Below are 21,330 nucleotides of genomic sequence, written 5' to 3' on the forward strand. Positions count from 1 at the left end.
GAAAAGATGAATGACATGATGAAGATGAAATAACTGTATAAAATATAACCAAATCCATTTTCACGCAAGGGCGCGTAGACGCCGCAAGCCTGCGGTCAGGTCACATTCCGTTGCGAAACTTGTATTTGATGGCCGATCTTGTATGGTTGGCTCCCCTTGAATCTGAGCCTTGCGGGTCTGTCTATGAAGTCGGTTGAAGAGCAGCTGGCGCTTATCAAGCGCGGTGCGGAAGAAGTATTGGTCGAGTCGGAACTGGTGGAGAAGCTCAAGCGCGGCCAACCTCTGCGCATCAAGGCAGGCTTCGACCCTACTGCGCCTGACCTGCACCTTGGGCACACGGTGCTGATCAACAAGCTGCGCCAGTTCCAGGAGCTGGGGCATCAGGTCATCTTCCTGATTGGTGATTTCACCGGGATGATCGGTGATCCGAGCGGCAAGAGCGCCACGCGCCCGCCCCTGACCCGCGAGCAGGTACTGGATAACGCCGAGACCTATAAACAGCAGGTGTTCAAGATTCTCGACCCGGCCAAGACCGAGGTTGCGTTCAACTCCACCTGGATGGACACGCTGACGCCAGCTGACTTCATTCGCCTGGCATCGCAGTACACCGTTGCGCGCATGCTTGAGCGGGATGACTTCGACAAGCGTTACACCACCAATCAGCCGATCGCCATCCATGAGTTCCTCTACCCGCTGGTGCAGGGCTATGACTCGGTGGCACTGAAAGCTGACGTGGAACTGGGCGGTACCGATCAGAAGTTCAACCTGCTGATGGGGCGTGAGCTGCAGCGTGCCTATGGCCAGGAAGCGCAGAACATCGTGACCATGCCGCTGCTCGAAGGGCTGGACGGCGTGAAGAAGATGTCCAAGTCGCTGGGCAACTATGTGGGCATCCAGGAAGCGCCAGGGGTGATGTACAGCAAGCTGGTGTCGATCCCGGACACGTTGATGTGGCGTTACTTCGAGCTGCTGAGCTTCCGCTCGATGGAAGAGATCGAGCAGTTCCGTGCTGATGTTGCCAATGGCGCGAACCCGCGCGACATCAAGATCAAGCTGGCGGAAGAGATCGTGGCGCGCTTCCATGGTGAAGAGGCTGCTGCCAATGCTCACCGTGCGGCGGGCAACCGAATGAAGGAAGGCGAGTTGCCAGAAGACTTGCCAGAGATCGAAGTTGCTGCGGCTGAAGACCTGCCGATCGCTGCCGTGCTGAACCGGGCAGGGTTGGTGAAGAACTCGGCGATGGCGCGGGATCTGCTTAATGGTGGTGCTGTTAAGGTAGATGGAGTGGTGGTCGATCGCGACTTCGTATTTGCACTGGGCGCCACCCACGTGTGCCAGGCCGGTAAGAAGGCGTTTGCCCGGGTCACTCTAAAGGCCGAGTGATCGTTAGTAGGTGTAGCTATATAGAAGCGGGGAGGCCGACAGGCCTCCCCGCTTTGTTTTTCAGCTTTATTAAGGTTTCTTGGAATTAAAGGTTGACGGGGTTTCGAATCCCCTTATAATGCGCCCCACTTCCAGCGTGATTGGAACGAGAAACTCCTTGAGTATCAAAGAGTTAATCGATTCAGGTAGTGTTGTAAGGGCTTCGATCGAAAGATCGTCAGCGGTTGAAAGGGTGGTTGACAGCGCTTCTAAACGCTGTATGATTCGCCTCCCGCTACGAGAGATCGCAGCGAGCCAAGTGTTTGAAGCTAAACGAGTTTCTCGCGGTAGTGTGGGGTTTCCCCATGTGAGAGTAGGTCATCGTCAAGATTCATTTCGCAAAACCCCTATCTGCGCAAGCAGGTAGGGGTTTTGTCTTTTCCGATCGAAAATAGTCCTTCCTGCGGTCTTTCCGGGCAGCCCTTTTCCTATGCAAGCCCCCTACCCATAGCTATCATGCCAGCCTTATTCCAAGTCGAGACTGGCATGCTGAAGTTGTTGAATCTCCTCAAGGATGGCCGGTTCCATTCCGGAGAAGCCTTGGGGGCAGCCCTCGGGGTGAGTCGCAGCGCCGTTTGGAAGCAGCTGCAGCACCTGGAGACTGAGCTGAACCTCACCATTCACAAGGTTCGTGGGCGTGGCTACCAGTTGGCGGCACCTCTCGCCCTGCTCGAATCACAAGCGATCAATGAGTTCGCCGAGGGTGAGCAGTGGCCTGTTTTCATCCACGAAACCATCGATTCAACCAATGCTGAAGGGCTTCGGCTTGCTAGCGAAGGTCAGCCGGCGCCATTCCTGGTCCTTGCCGAGCGCCAGAGCGCTGGGCGTGGCCGTCGCGGTCGACAATGGGTCAGTCCGTTCGCAGAAAACCTCTATTACAGTCTCGTCCTGCGTGTCGAAGGTGGCATGCGTCAGCTCGAAGGGCTGAGCCTGGTGGTGGGGTTGGCAGTGATGCGGACCCTGCAGGGCTTTGAAGTAAAGGATGTGGGGCTGAAATGGCCCAATGATGTGCTTGTTCGTGGGCAGAAGATCACCGGTATCTTGCTTGAGTTGGTCGGTGATCCTGCAGACGTGTGTCACGTTGTGCTTGGAATAGGTATCAATGTGAACATGCAAGCCAATGACCAGGTCGACCAAGAGTGGACCTCGATGCGGCGTGAGGTAGGCACCGCTATTGATCGCAACCGTCTGGTGGCGAAGCTCAGTCAACAGTTGCAGCATGAATTGGCGCGTCACCGCCGCTATGGTTTTGCTGCTTTCCAGGAAGAATGGGAGCAGGCGCATTTATGGCAGGGGCGTAATGTATCGCTTGTTGCCGGCAGTACTCGTATTGATGGGGTGGTGCTGGGGGTGGACGGGCAGGGCGGTTTGCGCCTTGAGGTCGAAGGTGTAGAAAAGAGCTTCAGTGGTGGTGAGCTCAGTTTGAGGTTGCGTGATGATTCTTGAGCTCGATTGCGGTAACAGCTTCATTAAATGGCGGGTGATTCACGCCGCCGACGCTACGATCGTGGGCGGCGGTATTGTCGATTCCGACCAGGCATTGGTTGCCGAGGTCAGTGCGTTGGCGTCGTTGCGTTTGTCTGGCTGCCGTATCGTCAGTGTGCGCAGCGAAGAAGAAACTGCGGCGCTCTGCGCGCTGATCCGTCAGGCGTTCTCGGTAGTGGCGCGCGTTGCCGAACCTGCACAGCAAATGGCAGGGGTGCGTAATGGTTATGAAGACTACCAGCGCCTGGGCATGGATCGTTGGCTTGCGGCATTGGGTGCATTCCACCTGGCCAAAGGGGCTTGCCTGGTGATTGATCTTGGCACCGCCGCCAAATCCGATTTCATTGCCGCCGATGGCGAGCACTTGGGCGGTTACATCTGCCCGGGCATGCCGCTCATGCGCAGCCAGCTGCGTACGCATACACGGCGTATCCGCTATGACGATGCTTCGGCAGTACGCGCACTGACAAGCCTTGCCCCTGGCCGCTCGACGGTCGAGGCTGTGGAGCGTGGCTGTGTGTTGATGCTGCAGGGCTTTGCTCACACTCAGCTTGAGCAGGCGCGGGCGCTGTGGGGGGAGAATTTTACGGTGTTCCTTACCGGTGGGGATGCGCCGTTGGTGCGTGAAGCGGCACCGACGGCGCGCGTAGTCCCTGACCTGGTATTCGTTGGCCTGGCAATGGCCTGCCCACTGGACTGAGGTGCTTATGCGTTGGTTGTTTCTGCTGTTGCTGGTGCTCAACGTCTTCTATTACGTCTGGCACCAACAGGAAGCCCCGCTCAAGGCCAAGGATGTCGCCCCGCTGTCGTTGTACAAAGGTAGTCAGCAAGAAATTCGCCTGTTGCGTGAAACCGGTGTATCCGCGCCGGCCCGTCGTCGTGATGAATGCCTGGTAGTGGGTGGCCTGGCGGCAAAAGAGGAGCTCGATGCACTGCGCCAGCGGCTGTTGAGCCTGGATATCAATGCGTTGCCGGTGCTGGGTCAGTTACCGGGTGCTGATGGTCTCTGGCTCAAGATTTCCCCGGAAAGCGAGCGTTTGCTGGACCAAACAGTACTCGTCGCTCTTTCCAACGATTTCAAAGACTTAAAACATAAAATTATTTTCTGCCAGGGTATTGCAACTGGCGAATAGCTTGATAGAATGGCGCCCGCTTCACAGGGAACACCACTGAGGTGGTAGAGCTGGAAGCGGTGTCAAAGCAGCTAAGTTTCAGATTTGATTGAAAAAATTTGAAAAAACGCTTGACACTAGGACGGCAGACAAATAGAATGCCGGCCACATCTGGAGGGATTCCCGAGCGGTCAAAGGGGACGGACTGTAAATCCGTTGCGAGAGCTTCGAAGGTTCGAATCCTTCTCCCTCCACCAGTTTTAGCGAGAGCCGCAAGCTCCGCGGGTATAGTTTAGTGGTAGAACCTCAGCCTTCCAAGCTGATGATGCGGGTTCGATTCCCGCTACCCGCTCCAAGTTTGCTGGATTTTGCGCAAAGTGTTTCGCTCTTGTAGCTCAGTTGGTAGAGCACACCCTTGGTAAGGGTGAGGTCAGCGGTTCAAGTCCGCTCAAGAGCTCCATATAAACAAGGCAGATATGAAAATATCTGCCTTTGTTTTATCAGCTTTATCAGCGTAAGACTATTTCTTCTGCGGAGGATTGTATCGATGGCTAAGGAAAAGTTTGATCGTTCCCTACCACACGTGAACGTTGGCACTATTGGCCACGTTGACCATGGTAAAACCACTCTGACCGCAGCTCTGACTCGCGTCTGCTCCGAAGTTTTCGGTTCGGCAGTCGTTGAGTTCGACAAGATCGACTCGGCTCCGGAAGAAAACCACTCTGACCGCAGCTCTGACTCGCGTCTGCTCCGAAGTTTTCGGTTCGGCAGTCGTTGAGTTCGACAAGATCGACTCGGCTCCGGAAGAAAAAGCGCGCGGTATCACCATCAACACCGCTCACGTCGAGTACAACTCGAACATTCGTCACTACGCTCACGTCGACTGCCCAGGTCACGCTGACTACGTGAAGAACATGATCACCGGTGCTGCCCAGATGGACGGCGCGATCCTGGTTTGCTCGGCCGCCGATGGTCCGATGCCACAAACCCGTGAGCACATCCTGCTGTCCCGTCAGGTTGGCGTTCCGTACATCGTGGTCTTCCTGAACAAGGCTGACCTGGTAGACGACGCTGAGCTGCTGGAACTGGTCGAGATGGAAGTTCGCGACCTGCTGTCCACCTACGACTTCCCAGGCGACGACACCCCGATCATCATCGGTTCGGCTCGTATGGCGCTGGAAGGCAAAGACGACAACGAAATGGGCACCAGCGCTGTCAAGAAGCTGGTTGAAACTCTGGACAGCTACATCCCAGAGCCAGAGCGTGCTATCGACAAGCCGTTCCTGATGCCAATCGAAGACGTATTCTCGATCTCGGGTCGTGGTACCGTTGTTACCGGCCGTATCGAGCGTGGTATCGTCCGCGTTCAAGATCCGCTGGAAATCGTTGGTCTGCGTGACACCACCACCACCACCTGCACCGGTGTTGAGATGTTCCGCAAGCTGCTGGACGAAGGTCGTGCTGGCGAGAACTGCGGCGTTCTGCTGCGTGGTACCAAGCGTGACGACGTTGAGCGTGGCCAGGTTCTGGTCAAGCCAGGTTCGGTCAAGCCGCACACCAAGTTCACCGCAGAAGTCTACGTCCTGTCGAAGGAAGAAGGCGGCCGTCACACTCCGTTCTTCAAAGGCTACCGTCCTCAGTTCTACTTCCGTACCACTGACGTGACCGGTAACTGCGAACTGCCGGAAGGCGTTGAAATGGTAATGCCAGGTGACAACATTCAGATGACTGTCACTCTGATCAAGACCATCGCAATGGAAGACGGTCTGCGCTTCGCTATCCGTGAAGGCGGTCGTACCGTCGGCGCCGGCGTCGTAGCTGACTGTCACTCTGATCAAGACCATCGCAATGGAAGACGGTCTGCGCTTCGCTATCCGTGAAGGCGGTCGTACCGTCGGCGCCGGCGTCGTAGCAAAAATTATTGAATAAGTAGTTGATTTACTTGATCAGGCCGGTATAATGGCCGGCCTGATACAGCGTTACAGGTCAGTAGCTCAATTGGCAGAGCGACGGTCTCCAAAACCGTAGGTTGGGGGTTCGATTCCCTCCTGACCTGCCATTCACCTCGGTGTGATTGGCTTTCTTCTCACAGGATCCTCCCCGATGACTCCCAAAACTGAAGCCCAAGAATCGCGTTTTGATCTGTTCAAGTGGCTGGCTGTAGTTGCTTTGGTGGTTGTTGGCGTCGTGGGTAATCAGTATTACTCCGCCTCCCCAATCCTGTATCGCGTACTCGCATTGCTCGCCCTGGCTGCGGCTGCTGGCTTTGTTGCCTTGCAGACTGCGAAGGGTAAGTCGTTCTTTGCGCTGGCGAAGGAAGCTCGTACTGAGATCCGTAAAGTCGTGTGGCCGACCCGCCAAGAAACCACTCAGACCACGCTGATTGTCGTGGCTGTAGTTCTGGTTATGGCGCTGCTGTTGTGGGGTCTTGATTCCCTGCTCGGCTGGGCGGTCTCCTTGATTGTTGGCTAAGGGTGTCCCGTGGCTAAGCGTTGGTACGTAGTGCATGCTTACTCGGGTTACGAGAAGCATGTGATGCGCTCGCTGATCGAGCGCGTCAAGCTGGCTGGCATGGAAGACGGTTTCGGCGAAATTCTGGTTCCGACCGAAGAAGTCGTTGAAATGCGTAACGGCCAAAAGCGCAAAAGTGAGCGCAAATTCTTCCCTGGCTATGTTCTGGTCCAGATGGAGATGAACGAAGGGACTTGGCACTTGGTCAAGGATACCCCTCGTGTGATGGGCTTTATTGGTGGTACCGCAGACAAGCCTGCGCCAATCACTGATAAAGAGGCTGAGGCTATCCTGCGTCGCGTTGCCGACGGCAGCGACAAGCCGAAGCCGAAGACGCTGTTCGAGCCAGGTGAAGTGGTTCGTGTCATTGACGGCCCGTTTGCTGACTTCAATGGCAGTGTCGAAGAGGTTAACTACGAAAAGAGTCGCCTCCAGGTGGCGGTGCTCATTTTCGGTCGCTCTACTCCGGTAGAGCTCGAGTTCAGCCAGGTCGAGAAGGTCTAGGCGAACGAAGCATCCCATACCCCGCAGCCCTGTGTGCTGCGGGGTTTTGTCGTCACTGGGATAAAACGCAAGTCATCCGGGGAGCCATCTGGCGTTTGTACCCGATTTTGGAGTAGCTCATGGCTAAGAAGATTCAGGCTTACATCAAGCTGCAAGTTAAGGCCGGCCAGGCCAACCCAAGCCCACCCGTTGGTCCAGCACTGGGCCAACACGGTGTGAACATCATGGAATTCTGCAAGGCCTTCAACGCCCGTACTCAGGGTCAAGAAGCCGGCCTGCCGACTCCTGTGATCATCACTGTTTACAGCGACCGTAGCTTCACTTTCGAGACCAAGAGCACCCCTGCCTCGGTTCTGCTGAAGAAAGCTGCTGGCCTGACCAGTGGTTCGGCTCGTCCGAACACCGTTAAAGTCGGTACCGTGACCCGTGCTCAGCTCGAAGAGATCGCCAAGACTAAACAGGCTGATCTGACCGCTGCTGACCTGGACGCTGCTGTACGCACCATCGCTGGCTCTGCCCGCAGCATGGGCCTGAACGTGGAGGGTGTGTAATGGCTAAGCTGACCAAGCGCCAAAAGGCCATTGCTTCGAAAATCGAAGCTGGCAAAGTTTACAACTTCGAAGAAGCAGCAGTGCTGCTGGCCGAACTGTCCACCGTGAAGTTCAGCGAATCCTTCGACGTTGCCGTCAACCTCGGCGTTGACCCGCGTAAATCCGACCAGGTCGTTCGTAGCGCTACTGTGCTGCCACACGGCACTGGCAAGACCGTACGCGTTGCCGTCTTCACCCAGGGTCCAGCTGCTGAGGCCGCTCTGGCTGCCGGCGCTGACCGTGTAGGTATGGACGATCTGGCTGCAGAAATGAAAGCCGGCGACCTGAACTATGACGTCGTCATCGCATCGCCTGATGCCATGCGCGTTGTTGGTCAGCTGGGTCAGGTTCTGGGTCCTCGCGGCCTGATGCCTAACCCGAAAGTGGGTACTGTGACTCCAGACGTAGCCGGCGCTGTCAAAAACGCCAAGGCTGGTCAGGTTCGCTACCGTACCGACAAGAACGGTATCATTCACACCTCCGTTGGCAAAGTCGGCTTCGAAGCTGGCAAGCTGAAGGAAAACGTTGAAGCCCTGATCGCTGATCTGAAGCGTATCAAGCCAGCTTCTTCGAAAGGTATCTACGTCAAGCGCGTTACCCTGAGCACCACTATGGGCCCAGGCCTGGTCATCGACCAGGGTTCGCTGAACGCGTAAGACCATGGCGGTGCGACGTGTCGCGCCGCCAGCAAAAAATTGGGGTCCCTGCCTGGCGGGGGCTATCCAAGACCGTAGGCGGCGCAAGCCTTAAACCACAAGCCTACGCAGATGGTGCTCCCGATTCGTTATCGAATCAGACACCAAAACGACATCCGGCTTCGGCCAGATGAAACGGTAGAAACCAGGAGTAAACCCGTGGCAATTAAACTCGAAGACAAGAAGGCCATCGTCGCTGAAGTCAACGAGGCTGCCAAAGTCGCTCTGTCCGCTGTCGTGGCTGATGCCCGTGGTGTGACTGTAGGCGCAATGACCGGACTCCGTAAAGAGGCTCGTGAAGCTGGCGTTTACGTACGTGTCGTACGTAACACCCTGCTCAAGCGCGCTGTTGCCGATACTGAATTCAGTGTCCTCAACGACGCCTTCACTGGCCCGACCCTGATCGCTTTCTCCAACGAACACCCGGGCGCTGCTGCTCGTCTGTTCAAAGAGTTCGCCAAGGGTCAGGACAAGTTCGAGATCAAGGCAGCTGCGTTTGACGGCAAATTCATTGCCGCCAACCAGATCGATGTACTGGCTACCTTGCCGACCCGTGACGAAGCTATCGCACGTCTGATGAGCGTGATTCAAGGCGCCACCAGCAAGCTGGCTCGTACTCTGGCGGCCGTTCGCGACCAGAAAGAAGCTGCTGCTGCCTAAGGCGGCGTAACCTCTTTCAAAATCATTTGTTTAATTTGATGGCTGCGAAGGCTGTCACCCCAATACAGGATTTAAGTCATGTCCCTGACTAACGAGCAAATCATCGAAGCAATCGGCCAGAAAACCGTTCTGGAAGTTGTTGAGCTGATCAAAGCTATGGAAGAAACCTTCGGCGTTACCGCTGCTGTTGCCGCTGCTGGCCCAGCTGCTGCTGCTGCCGTTGTTGAAGAGCAAACCGAGTTCAACGTTGTTCTGGTTGAAGCCGGCGAGAAGAAAGTAAACGTGATCAAGGCCGTTCGTGAACTGACCGGTCTGGGCCTGAAAGAAGCCAAAGAGAAAGTCGACGGCGCTCCTCAGGTCGTAGCTGAAGGCGTTTCGAAAGAAGCCGCTGAAGACGCTAAGAAGAAGCTGGAAGAAGCAGGCGCTAAAGTCGAGCTGAAGTAATTTCGACTTTGCGATGCCAGCCTGAGCGTTGAGCACAAGGCTGATGGCTGGTGGCTTATGCCACCGGCCTTTTTCCGTTATTGGTGGCCGATCAGATCGGCCCCGATAACGAGCTGCAAGACACCCATGTGGGTGGCGCAAACCAAGGGGTTTGCACGATTTTCTGGCTGCTCCCGCCGGGAGAAGCCAAACAAGCAGGTGACCAAGCTGGGGAACGCTGATGGCTTACTCATACACTGAGAAAAAACGTATCCGCAAGGACTTTAGCAAGTTGCCGGACGTCATGGATGTGCCTTACCTCCTGGCCATCCAGCTGGATTCGTATCGCGAATTCCTGCAAGCGGGAGCATCCAAGGATCAGTTCCGCGACGTCGGCCTGCACGCGGCCTTCAAATCGGTATTCCCGATCATCAGCTACTCCGGCAATGCTGCCCTGGAGTACGTAGGCTATCGCCTGGGCGAACCCGCCTTCGATGTGAAGGAATGTGTCCTGCGTGGCGTGACCTTCGCGGTCCCACTGCGGGTCAAGGTGCGCCTGATCATCTTCGACAAGGAATCGTCGAACAAAGCGATCAAGGACATCAAAGAGCAAGAAGTCTACATGGGTGAAATCCCCCTGATGACTGAGAACGGTACCTTCGTAATCAACGGTACCGAGCGTGTGATCGTTTCCCAGCTGCACCGTTCGCCTGGTGTGTTCTTCGACCACGACCGTGGCAAGACGCACAGCTCCGGCAAGCTGCTGTACTCCGCTCGCATCATCCCTTACCGCGGCTCCTGGCTGGACTTCGAGTTCGACCCGAAGGACTGCGTGTTCGTGCGTATCGACCGTCGCCGCAAACTGCCGGCCTCGGTACTGCTGCGCGCACTGGGTTACAGCACCGAAGAGGTTCTGAACACCTTCTACACCACCAACGTGTTCCACGTTTCCGGCGAAAAACTCAGCCTGGAACTGGTACCTCAGCGTCTGCGTGGTGAAGTTGCGGTCATGGACATCCATGACGAAACCGGCAAGGTCATTGTCGAGCAGGGTCGCCGCATCACTGCGCGCCACATCAACCAGCTCGAGAAAGCCGGCGTCAAGCAGCTCGACGTTCCTATGGAATACGTCCTGGGTCGCACCACCGCCAAGGCTATCGTGCATCCGGCTACCGGCGAGATCCTGGCCGAGTGCAACACCGAGCTGACCACCGAGCTGCTGATCAAGGTCGCCAAGGCACAGGTCGTCCGTATCGAGACCCTGTACACCAACGACATCGATTGCGGTCCGTTCATCTCGGACACCCTGAAGATCGACACCACCAGCAACCAGCTGGAAGCCCTGGTCGAAATCTATCGCATGATGCGTCCAGGCGAGCCGCCAACCAAGGATGCTGCCGAGACCCTGTTCAACAACCTGTTCTTCAGCGCCGAGCGTTACGACCTGTCCGCCGTAGGCCGCATGAAGTTCAACCGTCGTATCGGTCGTACCGAGATCGAAGGTTCGGGCGTGCTGAGCAAGGAAGACATCGTCGAGGTCCTCAAGACCCTGGTCGACATCCGTAACGGCAAAGGCATCGTCGACGACATCGACCACCTGGGTAACCGTCGCGTACGTTGCGTCGGCGAGATGGCCGAGAACCAGTTCCGTGTTGGCCTGGTGCGCGTTGAGCGTGCGGTCAAGGAACGTCTGTCGATGGCCGAAAGCGAAGGCCTGATGCCGCAAGACCTGATCAACGCCAAGCCGGTAGCGGCGGCGGTGAAAGAGTTCTTCGGTTCCAGCCAGCTGTCGCAGTTCATGGACCAGAACAACCCGCTCTCCGAGATCACCCACAAGCGCCGCGTTTCTGCACTCGGCCCTGGCGGTCTGACCCGTGAGCGTGCTGGCTTCGAAGTCCGTGACGTGCACCCGACCCACTACGGCCGTGTGTGCCCGATCGAGACCCCTGAAGGTCCGAACATCGGTCTGATCAACTCCCTGGCAGCCTATGCCCGCACCAACCAGTACGGCTTCCTTGAAAGCCCGTATCGCGTGGTGAAGGAAGGCGTGGTCAGCGACGACATCGTGTTCCTGTCGGCCATTGAAGAAGCGGATCACGTTATCGCCCAGGCTTCGGCCGCGATGAACGAGAAGAAGCAGCTGATCGATGAGCTGGTAGCGGTTCGTCACCTGAACGAATTCACCGTCAAGGCGCCAGAAGACGTCACCTTGATGGACGTTTCGCCGAAGCAGGTTGTTTCGGTCGCAGCGTCGCTGATTCCGTTCCTCGAGCACGACGACGCCAACCGTGCACTCATGGGTTCGAACATGCAGCGTCAGGCTGTACCGACCCTGCGCGCTGACAAGCCGCTGGTAGGTACCGGCATGGAGCGCAACGTTGCCCGTGACTCCGGCGTCTGCGTCGTGGCCCGTCGTGGCGGCGTGATCGACTCGGTCGATGCCAGCCGTATCGTCGTGCGTGTTGCCGATGACGAAGTCGAAACCGGTGAAGCAGGTGTAGATATCTACAACCTGACCAAATACACCCGTTCGAACCAGAACACTTGCATCAACCAGCGTCCGCTGGTCAGCAAGGGTGATGTGGTCAAGCGTCACGACATCATGGCCGACGGCCCGTCCACCGATATGGGTGAACTGGCACTGGGTCAGAACATGCGCATCGCGTTCATGGCGTGGAACGGCTTCAACTTCGAAGACTCCATCTGCCTGTCCGAGCGTGTGGTTCAGGAAGATCGCTTCACCACGATCCACATTCAGGAACTGACCTGTGTGGCGCGTGACACCAAGCTTGGCCCAGAGGAAATCACCGCAGACATCCCGAACGTGGGTGAAGCTGCGCTGAACAAGCTGGACGAAGCCGGTATCGTTTACGTAGGTGCCGAAGTCGGCGCTGGCGACATTCTGGTTGGTAAGGTCACTCCGAAAGGCGAAACCCAGCTGACGCCGGAAGAGAAGCTGCTGCGTGCCATCTTCGGTGAGAAGGCAAGCGACGTTAAAGACACCTCCCTGCGTGTGCCAACCGGCACCAAGGGTACTGTCATCGACGTCCAGGTCTTCACCCGTGACGGCGTTGAGCGCGACAGCCGCGCCCTGGCCATCGAGAAGATGCAGCTGGACGAGATCCGCAAGGACCTCAACGAAGAGTTCCGCATCGTCGAAGGTGCAACCTTCGAGCGTCTGCGTTCCGCCCTGAACGGCCAAGTGGTCGACGGTGGTGCGGGCCTGAAGAAAGGCACCGTGATCACTGACGAAGTACTGGACGGTCTGGAGCACGGCCAGTGGTTCAAACTGCGCATGGCCGAAGACGCGCTGAACGAACAGCTGGAAAAGGCTCAGGCTTACATCGTCGATCGCCGTCGTCTGCTGGACGACAAGTTCGAAGACAAGAAGCGCAAGCTGCAGCAAGGCGACGACTTGGCGCCGGGCGTACTGAAGATCGTCAAGGTCTACCTGGCTATCCGCCGCCGCATCCAGCCGGGCGACAAGATGGCAGGCCGTCACGGTAACAAAGGTGTGGTCTCGGTGATCATGCCGGTCGAAGACATGCCGCACGACGCCAACGGTACTCCGGTCGACGTCGTACTGAACCCACTGGGCGTACCTTCGCGTATGAACGTCGGTCAGATCCTTGAAACCCACCTGGGCCTCGCGGCCAAAGGCCTGGGCGAGAAGATCGACCGGATGCTCGAAGAACAGCGCAAAGCCGCTGAGCTGCGCGTGTTCCTGACCGAGATCTACAACGAGATCGGCGGTCGTCAGGAAAGCCTGGAAGAGTTCACCGATGCAGAGATCCTTGCCCTGGCGAACAACCTGAAGAAGGGCGTGCCTATGGCTACCCCAGTCTTCGACGGTGCCAAGGAAAGCGAGATCAAGGCCATGCTGAAACTGGCAGACATGCCAGAAAGCGGCCAGATGGTGCTGTTCGATGGCCGTACCGGCAACAAGTTCGAGCGTCCTGTGACCGTTGGTTACATGTACATGCTCAAGCTGAACCACTTGGTGGACGACAAGATGCACGCGCGTTCCACTGGTTCCTATAGCCTGGTTACCCAGCAGCCGCTGGGTGGTAAGGCGCAGTTCGGTGGTCAGCGTTTCGGGGAGATGGAAGTGTGGGCGCTGGAAGCATACGGCGCGGCATACACCCTGCAAGAAATGCTCACAGTGAAGTCGGACGACGTGAACGGCCGTACCAAGATGTACAAGAACATCGTGGATGGCGATCACCGTATGGAGCCGGGCATGCCCGAGTCCTTCAACGTGTTGATCAAAGAGATCCGTTCGCTCGGTATCGATATCGATCTGGAAACCGAATAACACGTGACGCGAAGGGGAGCGGGGCAGGTAATGCCCGCTTCCTGCTCCGCCAGGAGGAAAGGCCTTGAAAGACCTACTGAATTTGCTGAAAAACCAGGGTCAAGTCGAAGAGTTCGACGCCATCCGCATCGGTCTGGCGTCGCCTGAAATGATCCGTTCGTGGTCGTTCGGTGAAGTTAAGAAGCCGGAAACCATCAACTACCGTACGTTCAAACCCGAGCGTGACGGCCTGTTCTGCGCCAAGATCTTTGGCCCAGTCAAGGACTACGAGTGCCTGTGCGGCAAGTACAAGCGCCTCAAGCACCGCGGTGTGATCTGCGAGAAGTGCGGCGTTGAAGTTGCCCTGGCCAAGGTTCGTCGTGAGCGCATGGCGCACATCGAGCTGGCCTCGCCGGTTGCCCACATCTGGTTCCTGAAGTCGCTGCCGTCCCGTATCGGCCTGCTGATGGACATGACCCTGCGTGATATCGAGCGCGTTCTCTACTTCGAGAGCTACGTCGTTATCGACCCAGGCATGACCACCCTTGAAAAAGGCCAGCTGCTGAACGACGAGCAGTACTTCGAAGCGCTGGAAGAGTTCGGTGACGACTTCGACGCCCGCATGGGTGCCGAGGCTGTCCGCGAGCTGCTGCACGCTATCGACCTGGAGCACGAGATCGGCCGCCTGCGCGAAGAGATTCCGCAGACCAACTCGGAAACCAAGATCAAGAAGCTGTCCAAGCGCCTGAAGCTGATGGAAGCTTTCCAAGGCTCGGGCAACCTGCCTGAGTGGATGGTCTTGACCGTCCTGCCAGTACTGCCGCCGGACCTGCGTCCGCTGGTACCGCTGGATGGCGGCCGCTTCGCGACCTCCGACCTGAACGACCTGTATCGTCGGGTGATCAACCGTAACAACCGTCTGAAGCGCCTGCTCGATCTGTCGGCGCCGGACATCATCGTGCGCAACGAAAAGCGCATGCTGCAGGAAGCGGTCGACGCCCTGCTGGACAACGGCCGTCGCGGTCGCGCCATCACTGGCTCGAACAAGCGTCCGCTGAAGTCCCTGGCTGACATGATCAAAGGTAAGCAAGGTCGTTTCCGTCAGAACTTGCTCGGTAAGCGCGTGGACTACTCCGGTCGTTCGGTAATTACCGTAGGTCCGACCCTGCGTCTGCACCAGTGCGGTCTGCCGAAGAAAATGGCCCTCGAGCTGTTCAAGCCGTTCATTTTCGGCAAGCTGGAAATGCGTGGTCTGGCGACCACCATCAAGGCTGCCAAGAAGATGGTCGAGCGCGAGCTGCCAGAGGTGTGGGACGTTCTCGCCGAGGTCATCCGCGAACACCCCGTACTGCTCAACCGTGCACCGACCCTTCACCGTCTGGGTATCCAGGCGTTCGAGCCTGTGCTCATCGAAGGTAAGGCGATCCAGCTGCACCCGTTGGTCTGTGCGGCGTACAACGCCGACTTCGACGGTGACCAGATGGCCGTTCACGTGCCGCTGACGCTGGAAGCCCAGCTCGAAGCGCGCGCGCTGATGATGTCGACCAACAACATTCTGTCGCCAGCCAACGGTGAGCCAATCATCGTTCCGTCGCAGGACGTTGTACTGGGTCTGTACTACATGACCCGTGAAGCCATCAACGCCAAGGGCGAAGGTCGCGTATTCGCGGACCTGCAAGAAGTCGACCGCGTATTCCGCGCCGGCGAAGCTGCCCTGCACGCGAAAATCAAGGTCCGTATCAACGAGACCGTGAATGACCGTGATGGCTCCATCACCAAGAACACCCGCATCGTCGACACCACCGTCGGCCGTGCGCTGTTGTTCCAGGTTGTACCGGCAGGTCTGCCGTACGACGTGGTCAACCAGCCGATGAAGAAGAAAGCGATCTCCAAGCTGATCAACCAGTGCTACCGCGTGGTTGGTCTGAAAGAGACCGTCATCTTCGCTGACCAGCTGATGTACACCGGTTTTGCCTACTCGACCATTTCCGGCGTTTCGATCGGTGTTAACGACTTCGTTATCCCGGACGAAAAAGCCCGCATCATCGGTACTGCTACCGACGAAGTGAAGGAAATCGAGAGCCAGTACGCCTCCGGCCTGGTAACCCAGGGCGAGAAGTACAACAAGGTCATCGACTTGTGGTCGAAGGCGAACGACGAAGTGTCCAAGGCGATGATGGCCAACCTCTCGAAAGAGAAGGTCATCGACCGCGAGGGCAAGGAAGTCGAGCAAGAGTCCTTCAACTCGATGTACATGATGGCTGACTCGGGTGCGCGGGGTTCCGCAGCACAGATCCGTCAGCTGGCCGGTATGCGTGGTCTGATGGCCAAGCCGGACGGCTCGATCATCGAGACGCCGATCACCGCGAACTTCCGGGAAGGTCTGAGCGTACTCCAGTACTTCATCTCGACTCACGGTGCTCGTAAGGGTCTGGCGGATACCGCACTGAAAACTGCGAACTCCGGTTACCTGACGCGTCGTCTGGTAGACGTGGCGCAAGATCTGGTCGTGACCGAGATCGACTGTGGCACCGACCACGGCTTGCTGATGACTCCGCACATCGAAGGCGGTGACGTTGTCGAGCCGCTGGGTGAGCGCGTACTGGGTCGTGTCATTGCCCGTGACGTGTTCAAGCCAGGCACCGAGGACGTCATCGTCCCGGCCGGTACCCTGGTTGACGAGCAGTGGGTCGAGTTCATCGAGCTGAACAGCATCGACGAAGTTATCGTGCGTTCGCCGATCAACTGCGAAACCCGCTACGGTATCTGCGCCAAGTGCTACGGTCGTGACCTGGCTCGTGGTCACCAGGTGAACATCGGTGAAGCTGTCGGCGTTATCGCTGCTCAGTCGATCGGTGAGCCGGGTACCCAGCTGACCATGCGTACGTTCCACATCGGTGGTGCTGCAAGCCGGACCTCGGCTGCCGACAGCGTCCAGGTGAAGAACGGCGGTATGGTTCGTCTGCACAACCTGAAGCAGGTCGTGCGCGCCGATGGCAACCTGGTTGCCGTATCGCGTTCCGGCGAGCTGGCCATTGCCGACGAATTCGGTCGTGAGCGTGAGCGTTACAAGCTGCCTTACGGTGCGGTCATTTCGGTCAAGGAAGGTGACAAGGTCGAAGCTGGCGCCATCGTCGCCAAGTGGGACCCGCACACCCACCCGATCGTTACCGAGCTGAAAGGTACCGTGACCTTCGTGGGCATGGAAGAAAACATCACCATCAAGCGTCAGACCGACGAACTGACTGGTTTGACCAACATCGAAGTTCTGGACGTCAAGGATCGCCCTGCCGCAGGCAAGGAAATCCGTCCGGCAATCAAGATGGTCGATGCCAACGGCAAGGACCTGTACCTGCCAGGTACCGACGTACCGGCTCAGTACTTCCTGCCGGCCAACGCCCTTGTCGGTGTGGCTGACGGTGCACAGATCGGTGTTGGTGACGTTATCGCGCGTATCCCGCAAGAAACGTCGAAGACCCGTGACATCACCGGTGGTCTGCCGCGCGTTGCTGACTTGTTCGAAGCGCGCCGTCCGAAAGAAGCCTCGATTCTGGCTGAAGTCAGCGGCACCATCGCGTTCGGTAAAGAGACCAAAGGCAAGCGCCGTCTGGTCATTACGCCGACCGACGGTAGCGATCCGTACGAAGAGCTGATTCCGAAGTGGCGCCACCTGAACGTCTTCGAAGGCGAACAGGTAAACCGCGGCGAAGTTATCTCCGACGGCCCGAGCGATCCGCACGACATCCTGCGTCTGCTGGGTGTGAGCGCGCTGGCCAAGTACATCGTCAACGAGATCCAGGACGTTTACCGCCTGCAAGGCGTTAAGATCAACGACAAGCACATCGAGACCATCCTGCGTCAGATGCTGCGTAAGGTCGAGATCGCCGAGTCGGGTGATTCCAGCTTCATCAAGGGCGACCAGATGGAACTGACTCACGTACTGGTCGAGAACGAGCGTCTCGCCAGCGAAGACAAGTTCATCTCGAAGTTCTCGCGTGTGCTGCTGGGTATCACCAAGGCGTCGCTGTCGACCGAATCGTTCATCTCCGCGGCTTCCTTCCAGGAAACCACCCGCGTACTGACCGAAGCGGCTGTCACCGGCAAGCGCGATTACCTGCGCGGCCTGAAAGAGAACGTGGTCGTGGGTCGTCTGATCCCGGCCGGTACTGGTCTGGCTTACCACAGCGAGCGCAAGCGCCGCCGTGATGCCGACAAACCGCTGCGTGTGAGCGCCAGTGAGGTGGAAGCCGCACTGACCGAAGCGCTGAATTCCAGCGGTAACTAAGTACAGGGCAGGGCCCCGGCAAGCCCCGAACGGCCATCGTCGACATGAATTGTTGCCGATGACCGGGCGGGGAGGGCCGGGGCCTCGTCTTGACTGGGTGCAAGATCCTCCGTAGACTTTTGTACCCTTAAATTTGGTGAGGCTCCGTCTCGCCAATTTTTGGCTTTCTTGCAAGACAATAGAGTCGCAAGACAATCAGTGGAGCTAGTAGATGGCAACTATCAACCAGCTGGTACGTCAGCCGCGTAAGCGTTCGGTCGAGAAGTCCGACGTTCCTGCGCTGCAGAACTGCCCGCAACGTCGTGGCGTGTGCACCCGCGTGTACACCACCACGCCGAAAAAACCTAACTCGGCACTGCGTAAAGTTTGCCGTGTGCGTCTGACCAACGGTTTCGAGGTTTCCTCGTACATCGGCGGTGAAGGCCACAACCTGCAAGAGCACAGCGTCGTCCTGATCCGTGGCGGCCGTGTAAAAGACTTGCCAGGTGTTCGTTACCACACCGTTCGCGGCTCTCTGGATACTTCGGGCGTTAAAGGCCGTAACCAGGGTCGTTCGAAGTACGGTACCAAGCGTCCGAAGTAATCGGTCGTTTGCACCCATCCATTTTTTTGAGTCGATAAGAGTAAGGTCGGGCAGGGGTCGAAGACCCACGTCCCGGGCTAACCTGAAGACCGTTTGAGGGCTTATCATGCCAAGACGTCGTGTAGCAGCAAAACGTGAGATTCTGGACGATCCTAAGTACGGATCCCAAATCCTCGCCAAGTTCATGAACCACGTGATGGAAAGCGGCAAGAAGGCCGTGGCCGAGCGCATCGTTTACGGTGCACTGGACAAGGTCAAAGAGCGCAAGAACAGCGACCCCCTGGAAATCTTCGAGAAAGCTCTCGACGCCATCGCTCCGCTGGTCGAAGTAAAGTCCCGTCGTGTCGGCGGTGCCACTTACCAGGTTCCGGTTGAAGTTCGTCCATCCCGTCGTAATGCTCTGGCAATGCGCTGGCTCGTAGACTACGCCCGCAAGCGCGGCGAGAAGTCGATGGCTCTGCGCCTGGCTGGCGAGCTGCTGGATGCTGCTGAAGGCAAGGGTGCTGCAGTCAAGAAGCGTGAAGACGTTCACCGTATGGCTGAAGCCAACAAAGCGTTCTCGCACTACCGCTTCTAATTCAAGCATCAATCATTTTGCGAGGGCTTTATGGCTCGTACTACAGCAATTAACCGCTACCGTAACATTGGTATCTGTGCCCACGTTGACGCGGGCAAGACCACCACTACCGAGCGGATCCTGTTCTACACAGGCCTGAGCCACAAGATGGGCGAGGTGCACGACGGCGCCGCGACCACCGACTGGATGGTTCAGGAGCAGGAGCGGGGTATTACCATTACCTCCGCTGCCGTAACTACCTTCTGGAAAGGCTCCGTTGGTCAGTACGACAACTACCGCGTAAACGTCATCGATACCCCTGGCCACGTTGACTTCACCATTGAAGTAGAGCGTTCGCTGCGCGTACTCGACGGCGCGGTCGTTGTGTTCTGCGGTACCTCCGGCGTTGAACCTCAGTCCGAAACCGTATGGCGTCAGGCCAACAAATACGGCGTTCCACGTGTTGTTTACGTGAACAAGATGGACCGTGCCGGTGCAAACTTCCTGCGCGTCGTAGGTCAGATCAAGAACCGTCTGGGTCACACCCCGGTTCCTGTTCAGCTGGCCATCGGTTCGGAAGATAACTTCCAGGGTCAGGTCGACCTGATCAAGATGAAGGCTATCTACTGGAACGACGACGACAAAGGCACCACCTATCGCGAGGAAGAAATTCCTGCCGATATGCTGGAGCTGGCTGAAGAGTGGCGCTCCAACATGGTTGAGGCGGCTGCCGAGGCCAGCGAAGAGCTGATGAACAAGTACCTGGAAGGCGAAGAGCTGACCGTCGAAGAGATCAAAGCCGGTCTGCGCGCGCGCACCCTGGCCAGCGAAATCGTACCGGCCGTCTGCGGTTCGTCGTTCAAGAACAAGGGCGTTCCCCTGGTTCTCGACGCCGTCATCGACTACCTGCCTGCTCCGACCGAGATTCCTGCAATCCAGGGTATCAACCCGGACGACAAGGATCTGGACAAAGACGATCCGGCTGTTCGTAAAGACGAGCGTCACGCTGACGACGACGAGCCGTTCTCGGCTCTGGCGTTCAAGATCGCGACTGACCCGTTCGTGGGTACTCTGACCTTCGTTCGCGTCTACTCGGGTGTTCTGACCTCCGGTGACTCCGTCATCAACTCGGTCAAGGGCAAGAAAGAGCGCGTTGGTCGTATGGTGCAGATGCACGCCAACCAGCGTGAAGAGATCAAGGAAGTGCGCGCTGGCGACATCGCGGCCCTGATCGGCATGAAGGACGTGACCACAGGCGAAACCCTGTGCAACGCCGACAAGCCAATCATCCTTGAGCGTATGGACTTCCCTGAGCCGGTTATCTCGCTCTCCGTAGAGCCGAAAACCAAGGCTGACCAGGAGAAGATGGGTATCGCTCTGGGCAAACTGGCCCAGGAAGACCCGTCGTTCCGCGTCAAGACCGACGAAGAGACTGGTCAGACCATCATCTCGGGCATGGGTGAGCTGCACCTGGACATCCTCGTTGACCGCATGAAGCGCGAGTTCAACGTCGAAGCCAACATCGGTAAGCCTCAGGTTTCGTACCGCGAGAAGATCACCAAGTCCAACGTCGAGATCGAAGGCAAGTTCGTTCGTCAGTCGGGCGGTCGTGGTCAGTTCGGTCACTGCTGGATCCGTTTCTCGGAGCCGGACGTCGACGAGAAGGGCAACATCACCGAAGGTCTGGTCTTCACCAACGAAGTCGTTGGTGGTGTGATTCCTAAGGAATTCATCGCCCCGATCCAGAAGGGTATCGAAGAGCAGATGAAAAACGGCGTTGTTGCCGGCTATCCGCTGCTCGGCCTGAAGGCCACGGTATTCGACGGTTCGTACCACGACGTCGACTCCAACGAAATGGCGTTCAAAATCGCTGCTTCGATGGCGACCAAGCAACTGGCCCAGAAGGGCGGTGGCGTGGTGCTTGAGCCGATCATGAAGGTCGAAGTTGTAACCCCGGAAGACTACCTGGGTGACGTGATGGGTGACCTGAGCCGTCGTCGCGGGATGATCCAGGGTAATGAAGACTCGGTGTCCGGCAAGGTAATCACTGCTGAGGTACCGCTCGGAGAAATGTTCGGTTATGCGACCGACGTTCGTTCCATGTCTCAGGGTCGCGCAAGCTACTCCATGGAATTCTCCAAATACGCCGAAGCTCCGTCGAACATCGTCGAAGCACTCGTTAAAAAACAAGGCTAATCCCCTTTAGGCAA

General features: G+C 57.4%; 17 protein-coding genes, 4 tRNA genes and 1 pseudogene. All 22 read left to right on the forward strand.

What is annotated here, in order from left to right; genetic code table 11:
• The first annotated feature begins 183 nt into the window (after nt 1-183).
• The 22 genes and pseudogenes from tyrS to fusA all read left to right on the forward strand — a co-directional run bounded on the left by tyrS (nt 184) and on the right by fusA (nt 21,316).
• Complete coding sequence (gene tyrS, locus ACMCNM_RS02575; protein ID WP_412763893.1) at nt 184-1,383, forward strand: tyrosine--tRNA ligase; 1,200 nt, start codon at nt 184-186, stop codon at nt 1,381-1,383.
• Between the two features lie 525 nt (nt 1,384-1,908).
• Complete coding sequence (gene birA, locus ACMCNM_RS02580; RefSeq protein WP_412763894.1) at nt 1,909-2,868, forward strand: bifunctional biotin--[acetyl-CoA-carboxylase] ligase/biotin operon repressor BirA; 960 nt, start codon at nt 1,909-1,911, stop codon at nt 2,866-2,868.
• On the forward strand, nt 2,858-3,607 hold the full coding sequence (locus ACMCNM_RS02585; RefSeq protein ID WP_027595483.1) for a pantothenate kinase: 750 nt from the start codon (nt 2,858-2,860) through the stop codon (nt 3,605-3,607). Before birA ends, ACMCNM_RS02585 begins: the two co-directional genes overlap by 11 nt.
• A 7-nt stretch (nt 3,608-3,614) precedes the next feature.
• Nucleotides 3,615-4,040: a hypothetical protein gene (locus ACMCNM_RS02590; RefSeq protein ID WP_412763895.1), complete on the forward strand. Its 426-nt coding sequence runs from the start codon at nt 3,615-3,617 to the stop codon at nt 4,038-4,040.
• A gap of 152 nt (nt 4,041-4,192) precedes the next feature.
• Nucleotides 4,193-4,276, forward strand: a tRNA-Tyr gene (locus ACMCNM_RS02595).
• A gap of 24 nt (nt 4,277-4,300) precedes the next feature.
• A tRNA-Gly gene (locus tag ACMCNM_RS02600) sits at nt 4,301-4,374 on the forward strand.
• 29 nt (nt 4,375-4,403) lie between these two features.
• Nucleotides 4,404-4,479 (forward strand) — tRNA-Thr (locus ACMCNM_RS02605).
• An 87-nt stretch (nt 4,480-4,566) separates the two neighbouring features.
• A pseudogene (gene tuf / locus ACMCNM_RS02610) lies at nt 4,567-5,899 on the forward strand (elongation factor Tu).
• Nucleotides 5,868-5,948: an elongation factor Tu gene (locus ACMCNM_RS02615; protein ID WP_023835866.1), complete on the forward strand. Its 81-nt coding sequence runs from the start codon at nt 5,868-5,870 to the stop codon at nt 5,946-5,948. The pseudogene tuf and the gene ACMCNM_RS02615 overlap by 32 nt, the downstream one beginning before the upstream one ends.
• 54 nt (nt 5,949-6,002) lie before the next feature.
• Nucleotides 6,003-6,078, forward strand: a tRNA-Trp gene (locus ACMCNM_RS02620).
• Between the two features lie 44 nt (nt 6,079-6,122).
• Complete coding sequence (gene secE / locus ACMCNM_RS02625) at nt 6,123-6,491, forward strand: preprotein translocase subunit SecE (protein ID WP_027595465.1); 369 nt, start codon at nt 6,123-6,125, stop codon at nt 6,489-6,491.
• Between the two features lie 9 nt (nt 6,492-6,500).
• A complete protein-coding gene (nusG, locus tag ACMCNM_RS02630; protein WP_003255501.1) occupies nt 6,501-7,034 on the forward strand; it encodes a transcription termination/antitermination protein NusG in 534 nt (177 codons plus the stop codon).
• A gap of 119 nt (nt 7,035-7,153) precedes the next feature.
• Complete coding sequence (rplK, locus tag ACMCNM_RS02635) at nt 7,154-7,585, forward strand: 50S ribosomal protein L11 (RefSeq protein ID WP_027595466.1); 432 nt, start codon at nt 7,154-7,156, stop codon at nt 7,583-7,585.
• A complete protein-coding gene (rplA, locus tag ACMCNM_RS02640; protein ID WP_027595467.1) occupies nt 7,585-8,280 on the forward strand; it encodes a 50S ribosomal protein L1 in 696 nt (231 codons plus the stop codon). The genes rplK and rplA overlap by 1 nt, the downstream gene beginning before the upstream one ends.
• A 198-nt stretch (nt 8,281-8,478) precedes the next feature.
• Nucleotides 8,479-8,979: a 50S ribosomal protein L10 gene (gene rplJ / locus ACMCNM_RS02645; RefSeq protein WP_027595468.1), complete on the forward strand. Its 501-nt coding sequence runs from the start codon at nt 8,479-8,481 to the stop codon at nt 8,977-8,979.
• A gap of 78 nt (nt 8,980-9,057) precedes the next feature.
• Nucleotides 9,058-9,423 (forward strand): 50S ribosomal protein L7/L12, encoded by a 366-nt coding sequence (rplL, locus tag ACMCNM_RS02650; protein ID WP_007957596.1) that lies wholly within the window; start codon nt 9,058-9,060, stop codon nt 9,421-9,423.
• A gap of 50 nt (nt 9,424-9,473) precedes the next feature.
• Nucleotides 9,474-9,644, forward strand: a complete 171-nt coding sequence (locus ACMCNM_RS02655) for a hypothetical protein (RefSeq protein ID WP_155951450.1) — start codon at nt 9,474-9,476, stop codon at nt 9,642-9,644.
• Complete coding sequence (gene rpoB / locus ACMCNM_RS02660; protein ID WP_027595469.1) at nt 9,644-13,717, forward strand: DNA-directed RNA polymerase subunit beta; 4,074 nt, start codon at nt 9,644-9,646, stop codon at nt 13,715-13,717. The genes ACMCNM_RS02655 and rpoB overlap by 1 nt, the downstream gene beginning before the upstream one ends.
• Nucleotides 13,718-13,781: 64 nt before the next feature.
• Nucleotides 13,782-17,981, forward strand: a complete 4,200-nt coding sequence (gene rpoC / locus ACMCNM_RS02665; protein WP_186682785.1) for a DNA-directed RNA polymerase subunit beta' — start codon at nt 13,782-13,784, stop codon at nt 17,979-17,981.
• Nucleotides 17,982-18,192: 211 nt separating this feature from the next.
• Nucleotides 18,193-18,564 carry a 30S ribosomal protein S12 gene (gene rpsL / locus ACMCNM_RS02670; protein WP_003255492.1) on the forward strand — a complete coding sequence of 124 codons (372 nt, stop codon included), beginning with the start codon at nt 18,193-18,195 and terminating at the stop codon, nt 18,562-18,564.
• A 106-nt stretch (nt 18,565-18,670) separates the two neighbouring features.
• The gene (gene rpsG / locus ACMCNM_RS02675; RefSeq protein ID WP_008089143.1) at nt 18,671-19,141 is read left to right on the forward strand and encodes a 30S ribosomal protein S7; all 471 of its coding nucleotides are present in this window, start codon (nt 18,671-18,673) and stop codon (nt 19,139-19,141) included.
• Between the two features lie 30 nt (nt 19,142-19,171).
• Nucleotides 19,172-21,316 (forward strand): elongation factor G, encoded by a 2,145-nt coding sequence (gene fusA / locus ACMCNM_RS02680; RefSeq protein ID WP_027595471.1) that lies wholly within the window; start codon nt 19,172-19,174, stop codon nt 21,314-21,316.
• Nucleotides 21,317-21,330 lie beyond the last annotated feature (14 nt).

This window comes from Pseudomonas sp. NGC7 (assembly GCF_047159675.1).
Classification (GTDB): Bacteria; Pseudomonadota; Gammaproteobacteria; order Pseudomonadales; family Pseudomonadaceae; genus Aquipseudomonas; species Aquipseudomonas kermanshahensis.

Bases quoted from the DNA above. Each gene is read 5' to 3' on its own strand.
- rplK (WP_027595466.1), top strand. From the start codon at position 7,154: ATGGCTAAGAAGATTCAGGCTTACATCAAGCTGCAAGTTAAGGCCGGC.
- ACMCNM_RS02585 (WP_027595483.1), top strand. From the start codon at position 2,858: ATGATTCTTGAGCTCGATTGCGGTAACAGCTTCATTAAATGGCGGGTG.
- ACMCNM_RS02590 (WP_412763895.1), top strand. From the start codon at position 3,615: ATGCGTTGGTTGTTTCTGCTGTTGCTGGTGCTCAACGTCTTCTATTAC.
- tyrS (WP_412763893.1), top strand. From the start codon at position 184: ATGAAGTCGGTTGAAGAGCAGCTGGCGCTTATCAAGCGCGGTGCGGAA.
- rplA (WP_027595467.1), top strand. From the start codon at position 7,585: ATGGCTAAGCTGACCAAGCGCCAAAAGGCCATTGCTTCGAAAATCGAA.
- rpoB (WP_027595469.1), top strand. From the start codon at position 9,644: ATGGCTTACTCATACACTGAGAAAAAACGTATCCGCAAGGACTTTAGC.
- birA (WP_412763894.1), top strand. From the start codon at position 1,909: ATGCTGAAGTTGTTGAATCTCCTCAAGGATGGCCGGTTCCATTCCGGA.
- fusA (WP_027595471.1), top strand. From the start codon at position 19,172: ATGGCTCGTACTACAGCAATTAACCGCTACCGTAACATTGGTATCTGT.
- rplL (WP_007957596.1), top strand. From the start codon at position 9,058: ATGTCCCTGACTAACGAGCAAATCATCGAAGCAATCGGCCAGAAAACC.
- rpsG (WP_008089143.1), top strand. From the start codon at position 18,671: ATGCCAAGACGTCGTGTAGCAGCAAAACGTGAGATTCTGGACGATCCT.
- rpsL (WP_003255492.1), top strand. From the start codon at position 18,193: ATGGCAACTATCAACCAGCTGGTACGTCAGCCGCGTAAGCGTTCGGTC.
- ACMCNM_RS02615 (WP_023835866.1), top strand. From the start codon at position 5,868: ATGGAAGACGGTCTGCGCTTCGCTATCCGTGAAGGCGGTCGTACCGTC.
- secE (WP_027595465.1), top strand. From the start codon at position 6,123: ATGACTCCCAAAACTGAAGCCCAAGAATCGCGTTTTGATCTGTTCAAG.